Source organism: Leuconostoc pseudomesenteroides KCTC 3652 (assembly GCF_014634745.1).
Lineage (GTDB): Bacteria > Bacillota > Bacilli > Lactobacillales > Lactobacillaceae > Leuconostoc > Leuconostoc pseudomesenteroides.
On sequence record NZ_BMBP01000001.1, the window covers coordinates 224,172 to 239,355 of the forward strand.

Below are 15,184 nucleotides of genomic sequence, written 5' to 3' on the forward strand. Positions count from 1 at the left end.
ATAAATTCTCAGAATTACAAGAAAAATGAACAATTATTCATCAAATATTATATTTTCTATACGTTGCTCCTCGTAATCCGTCGCATAATCTTGTAATGCTAACATGTCAATTTGGGTCAATGGATAAGGCGTTTTTTGTTGATATACCTGAATAATTTGACTATCAAATTGTGTTTTCCCTGGGTAGTCTGCATCGTAAACTAATAAAGCGCCATCGGTGTGTGACAGCATGAATTGTTGATAAGATCTAAGCTGACTCGCACCTTGATACTCTTGTGTAGAGACACTCTCTGCAAAGTCACTCTGTGTGATTAAGTCTCGCAACTTTTCTTGATTAGATGACTGCCATTGATTTCCAAAATTTTTGAAAGGAAACATCATAGCAACTTTTAAATCTGGATAATCATTTTTTAACTCTTGAACGACTGACACTACCCACTGTTCAATTCCCAACTGACCACCAGTAATAACCCACTCTAACCCTTCATCTAATTGCGCCTTTAATACCTGCTTTAAGGCAAATTTAATTACCTTAATTTTTGGATCTTGATCACCAAAAGTACCAAGCTCATAACTACGATATCCGGTTACCCATAGCCGCATTTTCTCCTCCAAATATAAAGAACAATCAAAACCATTTGCGGTCAGATTGTTCGATCAAATTCTGATTAATTGTTTCCTGTTGTAGACCCAGTTGATGCAGAGTTCGCCGAAATACCCGCTTCAGCCGGTGTTTCCCCCGACTGAGCAATAGAAGTTACACTCGGCAGACCGCCATTACTCCAAGAAGCATTTTTAACTTCATATTCAACGATATTTCCCTTGACAGTTTGTTTAACTGTATCAGGCACGGTCCAATCTGTGTTGTCCTTGTTTTGCATAGCATAAGCCATTACTTTGGCATAGTATTGTGCTGGCAAATCTTGTTCTGTCCATGGAATGTAGTTTTGCTTTGGATAATCAAAGCCGGTCCAAACAGAAAGCGCATACGATCGTGTGTAACCAGTGAACCAGGCGTCAGAAATAGCACGATCAGGCATATTATCATCTTCATCATACCCAACTAAACCAGATTTACCAGCTTGATGTAGGCCAGTAATTGCAGCATCAGCAGCTGTAGCATTAGGTTTAATAACACCCTTTAACATATCTGTCAACATGAAAGCAGTGCTCGTTTTCATCGCGCGTGTTCCAGTCGTTGTGTAGTTATGTGTAGTGCCATCAGCCGTCACTACTTTGGTAATATAAGTTGGTTTGTAATAAGTACCACCGTTGGCAACAGCGCCAAAAGCAGCTGCTTCTTGTTCTGATGTTACCGGAATACCAATGGCATCCGAACCACCAGGCGTTCCGTCTGTTGTAATGCCTAAGCCATTAACAAACTTTTCAGCATTAGCGCCACCAACTTCTTCAAGTGTCCGAGCAGCAGGAATATTACGAGATTGGGTCAGGGCTGTACGCATAGTGATATTGCCCATATACTTTTTATCCCAATCATAAACATCTTTATCGGTACCGACATACTTATATTTTTTATCAACAACTGTTCGATACGTCGGCCAATTCAAATACTCAATCGCTGGTCCGTAGTCAAGCAGCGGTTTGATAGATGATCCTGATGAACGTGACGATTGTGTCGCACGGTTTAAGCCAAATGTTGTCGTGACATTACGACCGCCAATTTGTGCCACAACACGTCCATTATTAGGATTGGTCATCGTTGCACTAATCTGCAAGTTAGCACTAGAAAAAGCAACTGATCCATCGTTCGCATTATCGTACAAAGATTGTTGCAAACTAGAATCCATACTTGTATATATCTTCAGACCGGATTTAGAAGTATCATATCCAAGTTTCTGAGCTTCAGAAATGACTGATTTAGCATAAGCATCAACCACCTTGCGATTTTGGTCTGCATTTTCTGCTTTCGTTGTTAAATCTTGTAAGCCATCATTAACAGGAGTAGCAATGGCTGCTTTGGCTTGCTTTTCAGTAATAGCACCATATTTAACCATTGCTTCAATAACAGTATCCCGTCGTTCTTTGGCAGCAGAATTATTTTTTAAGTAAGGATCATAATAAGTTGGCGATTGTGGCATTCCCGCCAGTAATGCTAACTGCGGTAACGACAGTTCTGTTAACGGCTTGCTATAAAAATATTCAGCAGCCGTTTTCATGCCGTAAATACCATGGCCCATATAAACTTTATTGACGTAGAAAGTCAGAATTTCGTTTTTAGTAAAATTCTTTTCGACTCGAAGCGCAAGCCACGCTTCTTGAGCTTTACGTTTTAATGTTTGGTCGGCTGATGATGTACTGAAGACAGATAACTTAACTAATTGCTGAGTTAATGTTGATCCCCCCTGCATCCCCAGAGAAGACCCTTTAATGTTAGCTAATGCGGCACCCATAATACGAATTGGGTCCACACCATTGTGCTTATAAAAACGTCGATCTTCAATTGAAACAACCGCCTGCTTCAACGTTTTAGGAATTTCGTTCGCATTCGCATAATCACGCTCCTGCGTAGCCATAGTCCAAAACACATTCCCTTGACTGTCTAATAATTGTGTTGAATTCTCAGAAGCTAAATCCGATTCAGTAATATTAGGTGCATCAGTGGCGTAAGTGAAAAATAACGCAGCACCGGCCAAACTTCCAATAATTCCCAGTGTTAATAGCCAAAGGAAAATGGCAAGTAGCCATCGTCGTTTTTTTCTTGGCTTACGAGGTTTTTTTGGTCCGCTACCCTTGCCTTTGGGTCTGGGCCTTGGTGGTTCTTGACCTGGCTGATTATCATACATATTTTGGTTGCGATTAACACGCGACCATTGATTTGAATTATCATTTGCCATAATACTGGGAAAACTCCTACATATTTATTTTAACGATTCAAGCATTAGATCAACAGCTTTTAGATAATCCAAACTTGGATTTAAGCTTTCTGGAATGAGGTACCCTTGTGCCACAATGTCACGATATGAAATTGATTGTTTACCCTTTAAATCTTGCCATTGCTTGATCAATGAACTTGCGGGGTAAACATATCCCTCATTTAAGGTCGTAAATTTGATAATTACAAAACCAATACCACCTTGAGATAAAATGTTTGCTAAATGTGTGATTTGATGTGGATGAAAATTTTTCAAAGGAAATGATGTTTTATTTTTAGTTTCCTTGGCATCAAAATCAATATAACGTCCCTGATAAACACCATTATAATCTGTCGTCGAAGCCTGCTTGAAGTATGCTTCCGTAATTTTAGCTGCAGCTCTTGCTGGGTAGTCAACTTTTACAATTGTAATGGGTGTCGGCTTTTTGTGGACAACAGCAAGACGATTGGCCAAGTAATAATCGTTGGCTTCATTAATTTCATCTTCCAATCCCATTCCACGCTTACCGAAAGTCAAGGCTTTTTTTGTTGTTTTGCCCGTTCGTATTGTATTTTGAACAGAGTTGTTCTGGCGTGTGCCTGCTGGATATTTAATGGTCATCACTGCTCTCATCACTTTTTTAAATATATATCTTTTATTTTACCATAAAAAAATGACTAAACCACAATTGTATCACCTTTGAAATCATGAATGGCCGCAAAAAGCAACGCATGATTATTTTCAACTGAAGTTACTATCTTACTTTGTTAATCAACTCGCTAACATGTAAAGATTGACAATACTAACTTTTTTATGTTAGGCTGGAAAAATTTGAGTTTTTCGAGGTAATTTAAGTATGAAGAAAATTAATAGACATGTCATTCACACTTTTTTTAGCATGAGTACAATGGCCATCCCCTTATTAATTAGTGGGCTATTTCATAATCTATGGTTAGGCGTGATGAGTTGCTTTGGTGCATTGATACTTATGTATTACGTACCTGCTAATCAGCAAAAAACAATGTCACAGCTGCTGATAGTAGACGCTATTTCTGTTCTAGCTTTGCCTATCAGCGCGTTATTAGCTGGATCAATGGCTACCGTATTGTGGATTGGAATATTAGCCTTTAGTTCACAATATATACTGACTAAAGAACAAATGCTCGGGCCACAAGCATTTTTTATCTTGATGATTAACGGTATGTTATCCAGTCTGGGTCAAATATCAATCATAACAAGACTTTTATTCACTTTATACATTATTTTTGGGATAGGCATTGCAACTATTTTCGCACTAATCGAAAATTGGTGTTATGACAAATATGCAATCACAGTTCGTTTAACAAACGTAAAATTTAATCAGAGAATTGAATTTATGCGTGCTATTAACTATTCTCTTTTTGCTATGTTAGCTTATTTTATTGGTATTCATAGTCATCTCAATAACTATTATTGGTTGTTAGTATCTGCTATCACCATTTTACAAGCAGAGAATATACCCACTGCTAGACATCGCCAATATCACTACGTGATTGCTGGTGTTGTTGGTTGTATCTTTGCATTGTTAATCTATACTACCATCCACGAAACATTCTTATTGATGATCCTTGCAGTCATATTGATGGGAATAATTTGTTTTACGATGCCAAAAAGTTACTTGGTTGGTAATTTTTTTACAACACCAATTGCACTTATTCTTTTCAAACTGGTTCGACCTGAATTAGGAACCAATTTAATCATCACGCGATTAATCGCTATTTTAATTGGTACCAGTATTGGCATTGTCGGTGTTGTTGTTTTTGATATTATCATGCGCCAAATTAAGTCACTTTAGTATCGTCTAACTATTCACCGGCCGTCATTTTAATGCCAATAATAGCCACAATCAATAGAATCACAAAAAACCAAGTGGCACCAGAAAATTTATCATGAAACAATGATACACCGATGATTACCGAACCAACTGCACCAATACCTGTCCAGATAGGATAAGCCAAGCTAAACGACAAATGTTTGACTGCTTGGAGCAAGAACAGCATACTTGCAATCAATCCAACTACCGTTACGATTGCCCAACTAACTTTTGAAAAGCCATCGCTCAGCTTCATTGCAGTTGACCAAAGTATTTCAGATAAACCAGCCATTAATAAAAAAATCCACGACATGTCAGACCTCCAAATAAAAAAGTTGTAGCGCCTTACTGGACAAAATTTGTCCGCTAGGTGACACAGCTTTGTTGACATTTCCCTTTATGGGAATCACAATGACTCTAATTTTATCACATGACAATAGGTTAGCCAAATTATGATATCATCAAAGTAATTTTATTAAAATATGACTGTTGCAATGTTTATTCATCACAACTGTCATCGGATACAACAGCGCTGAAATAAGAAGTAACATAGCATTTCTCAGCAACCTTGCTTTAGCAATTCTAGGTCTTTTTCTAAGTTATTAGTCAGCTCTTCTACACGTTTTTCTAAGGTAAAATTACCATCACCGTATCTAGTAGGATAATTTATTTCATCTATACTATATTTTTCGGTGTAAGGCCGTATTTTGAAAAAATCTGGTTTGTACTTTATAGTAAAATTTCTATTGTGCGTTTCAATGAGTTTAGCTGACGTTCCCGAAGCTATCATCGTAGTTATTGCCTGCCCCGGAGCTAAAGGAAAGTTTTTGAAATTTGTAAACCCGTTTGGTTCAAATTCATCATTACCTTCCACTGGTTTGTATAAAGGATTAATTTCAACAGATATAATAGTTCCGATTGTCTGTCCATAGTTTTTGATAATTAAATCAGTGTTATAAAAACCGTTTTTATGATATTTTTTTAATGAAATTAATATTACTGGTCTACTCTTATTTCTATCAGCAAAGTGACTTAACACAAGGCTTATAATAAATCCAATCGCAGATACTATGACTGGTACTCCAATTGACAAAAATGATAACCAGTTTTCTGTATTAAAATTTTTAAACATCTCTCCGACCTCCAATAACAGCAATTGCACTACTTAAACAACCATTCACTTGTTAATATATAACACTTTGAAGGTACAAAATAAAAAGCGCTTATGCGCTTAATCAATCATTTAATAAACTTTTCCATTAATACACTGCCAGCAATCACAGAAACAACGACAATGAACATTGACTTACCCAAATCAAGACCTAAATGATCTGTTGCCAATAAAGCTACGGCTGCTATTATCCCTGTATAGATAGCAATTATACGTTTTCGTCTCATCTCCAACCTCCAATAGCCATAAATATACTCCTAGAGAGCAGTGGCTTGGATTAGAAATTATTTTTTCAAAAAATGATACAAAATTCCGCCTACAATAATCAAAACACCTAAAATAATGATCCCGCCTAATAATAATGACCCATGAGATGCTGTTTCACTCATACTGCTTACCTACTTTTCATTAACTTTTTGATTGCTGTTTTTACTTTTGTCAAATACTCAATCCTATCATAAGCCACTTTTATACTGTTAATTTTGCTGTCAAGGCGGCCTCAAATATTTTTAACTAATATTTTATGGTCTATATATGCTATCAGTCAACATATTGTCTTTTTCAAAAATCATCATGCTGTATTTTCCCAATTTCACAATGAAAAATTCATTTGTTTCATATACATCTGTAATACGCGATTTTGCAAAATTGGCACTGCTTCCATCACTTATATTTTTGCTTATGCCATCATCATTTAAAGTGATTAAGCTTTCATCAAACGCGCCATTTGCTTCGCCAACTTTAATCGCAGAACGAAGCGAGAGTGCAAATTTTAAATATCCCAGCAGACCCCCAAATATCACAGCTAAAACAAAGCTTATTGTAAGAAAAACTGCCCAACCATCTAAAAAACCAAAAGTATGTGCACCGTATAAAACATTGGCGCTAAGACATGCGAACAAGATAAACATTAAGCCCATATAGAAATAAGTAACTTTTGCTCGTAAATTATTTATATCTGCGTTTTGCGTAGCCGCTTTTTTATAACTTTTTGGTGTTAAATGTGTATGATATTCCATGAACAGCTCCCAATATTTTTTTTAATTGTAGCACATAATCTTCTCCAATAAAAAAGCACCCATTTAGGTGCAACTATCAAGTAATACTTGCTTGTTTAATTATAAAGGATTACTTGACAACTCAATCATCCAGTTATTAAAGATTACTCCCACTCAACAGTTGCTGGTGGCTTAGCGGTAATGTCATACACGACACGGTTAATATGCCCTACTTCATTAACGATTCGTGCTGAGATTTTTTGAAGTAATTCCCACGGAATATGAGCAAAGTCAGCCGTCATACCATCAACCGATGTGATTGCGCGAATGGCAATTGTATAATCATACGTACGATAATCTCCCATCACACCAACTGAACGAACACCAGTGAGTACGGTGAAGTATTGCCAAATATCACCTTCAAGTCCAGCTTTAGCAATTTCATCACGCAAGATCCAATCTGAATCACGCACAATTTCTAATTTATCTTCAGTAATGTCGCCAAGAATACGGATACCCAGTCCTGGTCCTGGGAAAGGTTGACGCCAAACCATCTCATGAGGCATATTCAACTTTTCACCAAGTTCGCGCACCTCATCTTTGAACAACGTATTAAGAGGTTCAATCAACTTGAATTGCAGGTCTTCAGGTAACCCGCCAACGTTATGGTGAGACTTAATCGTTTGTGCAGTATCTGTGCCTGACTCAATGACATCTGTATATAGTGTGCCTTGTGCTAGAAATTCAATCCCATCAAGTTTTTTTGCTTCATCATTGAAAACTTGAATAAACTCATTACCAATAATTTTACGTTTTCTCTCAGGATCAGTTACACCAGCCAACTTGTCTAAGAAACGCGTTTGTGCATCAACTTTGATAATATTCAGACCAAATTTACCACCAAGCATGGACATGACTTGTTCTGCTTCGTTTTTACGCAACAGACCATGATCTACAAAAATAGAAGTTAACTGATCCCCGATTGCGCGATGTAATAAAACACCAACGACGGAAGAGTCAACACCACCTGACAAACCAAGTAGCACTTTATTATCACCAACAATTTCACGAATTTTGGCAATTTGATCATCAATAAAGCCACTCATGTCCCAATTTGGCGTCGCACCAGCAATATCTTTAACAAAGTTCTGCAAGATTTGCTTCCCGTTCTCCGACAATGTTGTCTCGGCATGGAATTGGACACCGTAGAGACGCCGTTTCTCATCAGCAATAGCTGCGATCGGCGTTTTTTCCGAACCACCAATTACTTCAAATCCTGCTGGCAATGCTGTCACATTATCAGAATGACTCATCAGAACAGTCTGTGAAGCTGGTGTGTTCGCCAACAGTCGACCAGCATGTTCAGTGTGATTTAATGTGGTTTGACCAAATTCACCGTTTCCCGGATTGGCTTCAACTTTTCCACCTAGGTTTTGTGCCATTAACTGCATGCCATAACAAACACCCAAAACTGGAACACCTAACTCAAATATTTCATTATCAATTGTAAAAGCATTTTCTTCGTAAACAGATTTAGGACCGCCAGAAAGAATAATTGCCTTTGGATTGTATTCTCGAATTTCTGAAGCCGTCATTTTTCGTGATTTTAATTCAGAAAAAACCCCCATCTCTCTAATTCGACGAGTAATGAGTTGATTATATTGACTACCATAGTCAAGAACTAAAACTTTATCTAGTGCGTCAGCCATGAATTATCCTTTCGCGTAGTTAGGGGCTTGTTTCGTGATTTCAACATCATGCGGATGTGACTCACGCAGACCATTATCTGTAATCTGCACAAATTTAGCATGTAATTTTAAATCTTGAATTGTTGCAGAACCAGTATAGCCCATGCCAGCTCGAAGGCCACCATCAGTTTGGAAGATGGCATCATCAATTGCCATATCACCGCCCTTAAATGAGCCATCTGCTTCAAGAACTTCGCCTTTTAACAAATCAGAAACAAGCGTTGCATCTGCTCCAGCAGCCAATGCCTTCACGACATCCCCAGAATAATGGACACCGCCAACGGCAATGACTGATTTATTGTCATAATTTGATGCCACATCTGCTATGCCCATTGTCACTGTCAAAAATGGATAAGTCAAATCATTTGGCAAAGGTGAGTTGACGCATCGTCCTGCGAGAACAGCATCTGCTCCAGCTTCATAGATTTGCGCAGCAACATTAGGATCTTCGACAACACCAACAGCTACCAACAATTCTGGGTGTGTTTGTTTTGTTGCTTTAATAATTGCTGTTGCACTATCATCCAAATCAGCATGCAAGTAGAAGAAAATAGCATTGACACCAGCATTGATCAGAGCATCTACCCGTTGGTTGGCTTCAGCGCCCAACCAAACTTCAGCACCAACAACTAATTTTCCTTGTTCATCTGTTAAAGCATTTGGAAATTTTTGTTCGTCAATAACAGTAGCTTTTGCTGATTTGACTAATTCAACTTGTTCATCCACCGATTCTTGTTGCACAAAGATACCCAAACCACCATTAAGTGCAATTGGTACAACACGTTGATCTGTTTCAGCATCATAAGCCTCAGAAATTAGTGGTATATTTAATTTAAAATTTGGTGATAAATGACTGGCTAATGATACTGTATGTGGTAAAACATTTGAGGCGCCCGGTACAAGTAAAGCTTGATCATAACCAAGGCCGATAAATTGAGTTGATTCAGACATGATTTCTCCTAAGAATAATTTAAAGAACAGTGTATGCTTTTTGTGTCAACAGAGCTTCAAAATCAACAGCTTGCGTTGATTTTGCTAAATGTCCATTTGCCACTAATCCAGTTACCGCTGATTCACCTAATGAGGCCATTTCTTGACGCATACCTGTCAAAATATCATTTAACACATCCACTAGTGCACCTTTATAGGCCACTCTTGCTTCAATACCTTCGGGTACCATTTTGTTAGCTTCATTGACTTCCCCTTGGAAATAACGGTCTTTCGATCCATTTTCCATAGCCGCAATTGATCCCATACCACGATAACTCTTATAAAGATGACCATTATCTTCAAATGAATCACCTGGTGTTTCTTCTGTGCCTGAAAACATTGATCCAAGCATAACCGCATTACCACCTGAAACCATTGCTTTGATAATATCTTCAGGTGTTTTGGCACCACCATCAGCTATGATTTTTTTACCCCGCACAGCAGCTTCTTTTGCAGCTTCACGTACAGCAGAAATTTGTGGTACACCAATACCTGCTACAACTCGAGTCGTGCAAATTGAACCAGGACCAATGCCTACTTTGACAACATCCGCTCCGGCATCATATAACGCCGCAGCGCCTTCACGTGTCGCAATATTACCAGCAATGATGTTGAGTTTTGGAAAAGCTTGACGTACTTCTGAAACCTTACGCAAAACGCCTTCTGAGTGCCCATGAGCAGAATCTAAAACAATTGCATCAACACCAGCGTCTGCCATAGCCGCAACACGATCAACAGTGTCATTTGTCACGCCAACTGCACCAGCAACCAGCAAATGACCATCGGCATCTACAGCAGCCTGAGCATAGGCTTGGTGATCAAATTTTGCTGTTTTAACCTGGCGTACTTGTTCAGCCTGTTGCGCAATCGTCATATTCTTATGAATGACACCTAATCCGCCCAATTTAGCAATTTCAATGGCAAATCTTGCCTCGGTCACCGTATCCATTGCAGCAGAAAGCAGCGGGATATGCAAATGCAACGTAGGTGTCAAATCGATTCCTAAAGCAACCTCATCCGCCTTGACTGGCGAATTTTTTTCTGGCACTAGCTTGACATCTTCAAACGTTAATCCCATTGGGACGAATTTACCTTTTGAATTAAACTTTTCCATCACATTCTCCAAAAAAATTATAGTCGTAGATCACACCGTCGCTCATTATAAAACCAATTGAGAAATCGTTGTAATATACTTTCGCTAATCAGGCCTTTTTGCCAACAAAATTGTCAGCAGATCCGCCAAAAATACAAATAAAAAAACACTTGGGATACACAGATCCACAAGTGCTTTTGAACGGTCAAAAACACTTGCGGATAGTCACGACGTTTGGTGCGTGGTAGAAACTGCTGGCCATTTTCCAGCACTATATCTGCAAAGTAATGTTTTAATTATTGGTTTCATGTTACACGCTTTTATGAGAAAAAGCAACTGGTCAGATCAGAACAAACAGTTGCTTTTACATAAATTATTGTACACTGCCTGCAAAACTAGGCATAAAGTTCGCCGAAATTGTTTCCACGCGGACGTTCATTCCTGGTTGTGGCGCAGCAACGTATTGATTTCCTCCAATGTAAATGGCCACATGATACGATGCGCCCTTGGTTCCCCAGAACAGCAAGTCACCAGGTTGTGCCTGTGAAACTGCTTTAGTTTTTGTGTAAGACTCTTGTGCAACAGATGAATGGGGCAACGAAATACCAGCCGCATTTTGGAATACATAGCTGACCAAACCAGAGCAATCAAAACCTGTTTGTGGTGTAGAACCAGCCCACACGTACGGAATATTTTGAGTTGCTAATTGCTTAGCTAATGAAACAATCGCCGCACTTGCAGCTGTAACATTTTGATTGGCCGCTGGTGTTGCAGTCTCTGATTGTTCAGACTGTGGCGTAGTTGATAAGGCGCTTGAACCTTGTGTTGCAGAGGCAGCTGATGAGGCGTTTGAACTTGCCGTTGCAGAGGCAGCTGATTCTTGGCTTGCCTCGCTGACATTAGATGCAACTGACGCCGTAGTTGCTTCAGAAACCGGTATATCAGCAGATGACGATGTGACAGGTGTTGCCACATTAGCGCTGATGGCAACATCTGTTGCAGGCGCCGTAGAAGAAGCGGCACTCACCACAGACGTCATAGCAGCTGCGCTTGAAACTGAAGCGTCGGAAGCCACTGGCTTACTAGCTACTGCGACAACAGTCGATGTTAGGTCAGTAGCGTCAGTAGTTGTCCCTGTACTAACCTCATTAGCAGGAGAAGCCACATCAGCACTACTCAAACTAGTATCTAATGAACTGTCTGAACTTGTTCCTGTTGAAGTGGTAGAAACCACTTCAGGTACCACAGATGTAGCATTCTGAGATACTGATTCATCTGTTGGTAAAGTCAAAATTTGACCGGCAGAAATCAAATCAGAATTATTGTTGTTTGCAACTAATGTATCTACACTCACTTTATGAGCTTGCGCAATTGACCAGAGTGAATCACCCGCTTTGACGCGGTATGTAGTGGTTTTCTTTTTAGTATTAGTCTGCGCCGCTTTCGTTTCTGCTGGCGTGTTAACGTGTAACACCTTATCTTTTGGAATCGTCAAATTTGTCTTTGACAAACTGACCTCATTCGTGTGCACTAAACCAGTTGCTTCAGCAACTGAGCTTACGGCTTTGTCCACTGCGTTTTTCACTTGATCAGCATTGACAATACTTGAACCAACACCAACAAGTCCGAGCACGCCAAGGCCAGAAGCAATAATTTTTTTATCCAGACGTTCCATATATTCACCCTTTCTGCCTATATCAAAACAGCCATAGCCACTTTGACAAAATTCTCAAATCTTAAGTTTCTCTTAACATATTAAGTTTATCACGTAAAACCTTAAGAAAATACCAAAACTTGATTATTTCATCAAATTGTCACATTTTGATAACATTACACAAAAAAACAACCCCATGGGATTGTTTTTTAATGACTTATTGGTCACTCTTCAAAACGCCACCGACTGCGTAGTGGTCTTTTGGCATTTCTCTTAAAATGACATGTACGGCTTCACGTGAAGCCCCAGCATCGGCAACGATTACATCAGTGATATCTTTAACCATTTTAGCGAGTTGTTCGTGTGAACGTCCTTCTAGTAGTTCAACTTGTACGATAGGCATAAATAGCCCTCCTTAATATTTAAAATCTATTTTACCTGATTATCAGTCACATTTTCAAGCTGGGATTCTAGTTGTTTCTCAGCTTCAATCTGTGCCTCAATCGTTTCAACTTTTGGAACAGCAATAGCTTTTTTCATTTGTAATTGTCTGTCAGAATCTAAGAACTCACCTGACACATTAACTGTGTTCAATAAATTAACAAAGGCCTTAGGATCAGCGCGATGGACAATTTCTTGCATTTCAAATAATTCGTAGCGAGAAATCACCATCATCAAGGTAGTGGATTCTCTTTTTGTGTAAGCACCTTTAGATGGCAGAATAGTAATACCACGTATCAAATCTTTATGAAGAGCTTCTACAACGTCATCCCCTTTTGCGGTGACAATCATCGCAGTTAATTTCTGATATCCCGTATACAGAGTATCCACAACTCGACCTGTTGCGTAAATACCAATTAACGTAAATAGGGCATTTTGCCAACCAATGAAGAAACCGGCAACAATAACAACAACACAGTTAATGATATTCATCAACGCGCCAACTGATTTTCCTGTTCGCTTTTGAACAACCATGGCAACAATGTCCATGCCACCAGTCGAAAAGCCATACCGCATTGCCAAACCAATTGCAACACCTAACAGTAGTCCACCAAATAGTGCTGCTAACATTGGATCAGTCGTCAACGCTTTTGTCGGTGCTATAATTTGAATTGTTGACACAAATATGGCATTTAAAAAGCTTAAAATCGTAAACTTACCACCAATTAATTTCCAACCAACAATTCCAATTGGTATGTTAAACACCATCATAAACGTTCCAGTTTGAATGTTCATATGAAAAGTATGTTGCGCAAACAATGACAGCAACTGTGCAATACCATTAAAACCACTTGAAAAAATATTATTAGGAATTAAAAATGCATTCAGCGAAATAACTTGAATGATAGAACTGACAATGAATACAACGGTTGTTAAAAAGATTTTGCGCCAATTAAATTGAATATTTGCCATTGATATGATTCTCCTAAAATACGTGGTCACTTACCTACTAATCATATCAAATTGTGTTTGCTTTGTATGCTTTTTACATGAAATTAGTCACTAAAAAATAGACTCATTTCCGGTACATTTAAAGTTAAACGATCAACATTTTGGTTGGTTTTACCATAAATCGTGAAATCAGATAGGCAATAATATACAAAATGCTAATTGCCAAAAAGACAGTTTGATATGGCATGCCTAAGACGTGCACAATATAACTCGCTAATTGATTACCAGAAAGACCAGCAGCTGCCCAAGCGGTTAGTGCTAACCCATGGATTTTTGAGATTGCATTCATACCAAAGCGATCTGCTAGTAGAGGTGGCAAGGCCGAAAAGCCGCCACCATAACCAGCATTAATTAAAAAGAATGTTCCAACCAATATAATTGGCATTAAAAAGTTACCACTAGGCAAAAAATAAGACAGTAAGGACATCACAATTGAAATGCCGAAAATCAACTGATAAACACTGTTTCTATCTTTAAGCCGATCAGATAATGTCGCAAAACCAATTCGACCTGCAGCATTAAAGAAAGCATCAACGCTCAAAATAGTAGTGATCGCGCCAAGTGAAAATACCGCGCTCCCGTTTTGTAATGTTAAATTAGATAAAATATCTTTTTCTTGTGAAATAATCGCTAAACCTGCTGTTATATTCAGATAAAACATCAACCAAATCCCAACAAATGTCATGTTCCCCATTACTTTTAGTGGTTGGAATGGTTTTTGTAGCGGTTTTTCTTGCCAATCAATTGGTTTATGAATTAGTAGAGTTCCAATCAACATCATGATTGCAAAGACTACCGACAAAAAGATAAACATCTGCCATAAACCAATTGATTTTTGCAAAGTCATCATAACAGGAGAAAACACCATTTTCGCAAGACCAAATCCCGCAACCGCCAAGCCGGTTCCCAATCCCTTATTATCTTTGAACCATAGCATCAAATTTTTGACTGGAGTCAGATAACCAATTCCTAAGCCAATACCCATCACAATACCGTAAAAAATATAAATACCGATTAATGATCGCTGTTGAATGCTAAAACCTGTTCCTAACATACCAGCCACAAAAAATAATGTTGCTAACAACGCCGACCGCTTAATATTTTTTTCAACATAGTGTCCCAATACAGCAGCGGAAAGTCCTAAAAATAATATTGCGATAGAAAATGCCCATTCCACATCAGGTACGCTGGCACCAATATAATCTGCAACTGATTGTTTAAAAACACTCCAGGCATAGACTGTGCCTATACTGCCATGAATTAGAAGTGCCGGTAAGGCAGCTCGTAACCATTTATTTTCCATTGGATTATTTCTCCCGTGTGTTTTATACCCTGAATTTGTTACTTTTATAT

15 protein-coding genes and 1 riboswitch are annotated in these 15,184 nt (G+C 38.6%); of the genes, 1 reads left to right on the forward strand and 14 read right to left on the reverse strand.

What is annotated here, in order from left to right; all coding sequences use genetic code 11:
- Window positions 1-33: 33 nt before the first annotated feature.
- From IEU65_RS01080 to recU, 3 genes are all read right to left on the reverse strand, one after another.
- On the reverse strand, window positions 34-603 hold the full coding sequence (locus IEU65_RS01080; RefSeq protein WP_010279128.1) for an SLOG family protein: 570 nt from the start codon (window positions 601-603) through the stop codon (window positions 34-36).
- A 65-nt stretch (window positions 604-668) separates the two neighbouring features.
- Window positions 669-2,855, reverse strand: coding sequence for a transglycosylase domain-containing protein (locus IEU65_RS01085; RefSeq protein WP_010279123.1), 2,187 nt, complete (start codon window positions 2,853-2,855; stop codon window positions 669-671).
- A gap of 24 nt (window positions 2,856-2,879) precedes the next feature.
- Window positions 2,880-3,494, reverse strand: a complete 615-nt coding sequence (gene recU, locus IEU65_RS01090) for a Holliday junction resolvase RecU (RefSeq protein WP_010279121.1) — start codon at window positions 3,492-3,494, stop codon at window positions 2,880-2,882.
- A 235-nt stretch (window positions 3,495-3,729) separates the two neighbouring features.
- Between recU and IEU65_RS01095 the strand changes: the two genes are divergently transcribed.
- On the forward strand, window positions 3,730-4,707 hold the full coding sequence (locus IEU65_RS01095) for an FUSC family protein (protein WP_010279118.1): 978 nt from the start codon (window positions 3,730-3,732) through the stop codon (window positions 4,705-4,707).
- Window positions 4,708-4,717: 10 nt separating this feature from the next.
- Here the strand turns inward: IEU65_RS01095 and IEU65_RS01100 are convergent, their stop codons facing one another.
- The 11 genes from IEU65_RS01100 to IEU65_RS01150 form a co-directional block, all read right to left on the reverse strand.
- On the reverse strand, window positions 4,718-5,038 hold the full coding sequence (locus IEU65_RS01100) for a DMT family transporter (protein WP_010279114.1): 321 nt from the start codon (window positions 5,036-5,038) through the stop codon (window positions 4,718-4,720).
- 246 nt (window positions 5,039-5,284) lie between these two features.
- Window positions 5,285-5,857, reverse strand: coding sequence for a DUF8453 domain-containing protein (locus IEU65_RS01105; protein WP_010279109.1), 573 nt, complete (start codon window positions 5,855-5,857; stop codon window positions 5,285-5,287).
- Window positions 5,858-5,964: 107 nt separating this feature from the next.
- Entirely contained in the window at window positions 5,965-6,123 is a 159-nt protein-coding gene (locus IEU65_RS01110) for a hypothetical protein (protein WP_010279106.1), read from the reverse strand.
- A 294-nt stretch (window positions 6,124-6,417) separates the two neighbouring features.
- Window positions 6,418-6,915 carry a YcxB family protein gene (locus IEU65_RS01115; RefSeq protein WP_010279098.1) on the reverse strand — a complete coding sequence of 166 codons (498 nt, stop codon included), beginning with the start codon at window positions 6,913-6,915 and terminating at the stop codon, window positions 6,418-6,420.
- Window positions 6,916-7,058: 143 nt separating this feature from the next.
- Window positions 7,059-8,603 carry a glutamine-hydrolyzing GMP synthase gene (gene guaA, locus IEU65_RS01120; RefSeq protein ID WP_147651297.1) on the reverse strand — a complete coding sequence of 515 codons (1,545 nt, stop codon included), beginning with the start codon at window positions 8,601-8,603 and terminating at the stop codon, window positions 7,059-7,061.
- A gap of 3 nt (window positions 8,604-8,606) precedes the next feature.
- Complete coding sequence (locus IEU65_RS01125) at window positions 8,607-9,593, reverse strand: IMP dehydrogenase (RefSeq protein ID WP_010279095.1); 987 nt, start codon at window positions 9,591-9,593, stop codon at window positions 8,607-8,609.
- A 19-nt stretch (window positions 9,594-9,612) separates the two neighbouring features.
- Window positions 9,613-10,746 carry an IMP dehydrogenase gene (gene guaB / locus IEU65_RS01130; RefSeq protein WP_010279092.1) on the reverse strand — a complete coding sequence of 378 codons (1,134 nt, stop codon included), beginning with the start codon at window positions 10,744-10,746 and terminating at the stop codon, window positions 9,613-9,615.
- A 181-nt stretch (window positions 10,747-10,927) separates the two neighbouring features.
- Window positions 10,928-11,024, reverse strand: a riboswitch (purine riboswitch).
- Window positions 11,025-11,098: 74 nt separating this feature from the next.
- Window positions 11,099-12,400: a C40 family peptidase gene (locus tag IEU65_RS01135; RefSeq protein ID WP_010279089.1), complete on the reverse strand. Its 1,302-nt coding sequence runs from the start codon at window positions 12,398-12,400 to the stop codon at window positions 11,099-11,101.
- 196 nt (window positions 12,401-12,596) lie between these two features.
- Window positions 12,597-12,782 (reverse strand): 2-hydroxymuconate tautomerase, encoded by a 186-nt coding sequence (thmT, locus tag IEU65_RS01140; protein WP_010279086.1) that lies wholly within the window; start codon window positions 12,780-12,782, stop codon window positions 12,597-12,599.
- Window positions 12,783-12,808: 26 nt separating this feature from the next.
- A complete protein-coding gene (locus tag IEU65_RS01145; protein ID WP_010279083.1) occupies window positions 12,809-13,792 on the reverse strand; it encodes a YitT family protein in 984 nt (327 codons plus the stop codon).
- A 124-nt stretch (window positions 13,793-13,916) separates the two neighbouring features.
- Window positions 13,917-15,134: an OFA family MFS transporter gene (locus tag IEU65_RS01150; protein WP_010279081.1), complete on the reverse strand. Its 1,218-nt coding sequence runs from the start codon at window positions 15,132-15,134 to the stop codon at window positions 13,917-13,919.
- Between the last annotated feature and the right edge of the window lie 50 nt (window positions 15,135-15,184).

Coding starts and splice junctions, on each gene's coding strand:
- IEU65_RS01080 (WP_010279128.1), bottom strand. CDS start 603: ATGCGGCTATGGGTAACCGGATATCGTAGTTATGAGCTTGGTACTTTT.
- IEU65_RS01085 (WP_010279123.1), bottom strand. CDS start 2,855: ATGGCAAATGATAATTCAAATCAATGGTCGCGTGTTAATCGCAACCAA.
- recU (WP_010279121.1), bottom strand. CDS start 3,494: ATGACCATTAAATATCCAGCAGGCACACGCCAGAACAACTCTGTTCAA.
- IEU65_RS01095 (WP_010279118.1), top strand. CDS start 3,730: ATGAAGAAAATTAATAGACATGTCATTCACACTTTTTTTAGCATGAGT.
- IEU65_RS01100 (WP_010279114.1), bottom strand. CDS start 5,038: ATGTCGTGGATTTTTTTATTAATGGCTGGTTTATCTGAAATACTTTGG.
- IEU65_RS01105 (WP_010279109.1), bottom strand. CDS start 5,857: ATGTTTAAAAATTTTAATACAGAAAACTGGTTATCATTTTTGTCAATT.
- IEU65_RS01110 (WP_010279106.1), bottom strand. CDS start 6,123: ATGAGACGAAAACGTATAATTGCTATCTATACAGGGATAATAGCAGCC.
- IEU65_RS01115 (WP_010279098.1), bottom strand. CDS start 6,915: ATGGAATATCATACACATTTAACACCAAAAAGTTATAAAAAAGCGGCT.
- guaA (WP_147651297.1), bottom strand. CDS start 8,603: ATGGCTGACGCACTAGATAAAGTTTTAGTTCTTGACTATGGTAGTCAA.
- IEU65_RS01125 (WP_010279095.1), bottom strand. CDS start 9,593: ATGTCTGAATCAACTCAATTTATCGGCCTTGGTTATGATCAAGCTTTA.
- guaB (WP_010279092.1), bottom strand. CDS start 10,746: ATGGAAAAGTTTAATTCAAAAGGTAAATTCGTCCCAATGGGATTAACG.
- IEU65_RS01135 (WP_010279089.1), bottom strand. CDS start 12,400: ATGGAACGTCTGGATAAAAAAATTATTGCTTCTGGCCTTGGCGTGCTC.
- thmT (WP_010279086.1), bottom strand. CDS start 12,782: ATGCCTATCGTACAAGTTGAACTACTAGAAGGACGTTCACACGAACAA.
- IEU65_RS01145 (WP_010279083.1), bottom strand. CDS start 13,792: ATGGCAAATATTCAATTTAATTGGCGCAAAATCTTTTTAACAACCGTT.
- IEU65_RS01150 (WP_010279081.1), bottom strand. CDS start 15,134: ATGGAAAATAAATGGTTACGAGCTGCCTTACCGGCACTTCTAATTCAT.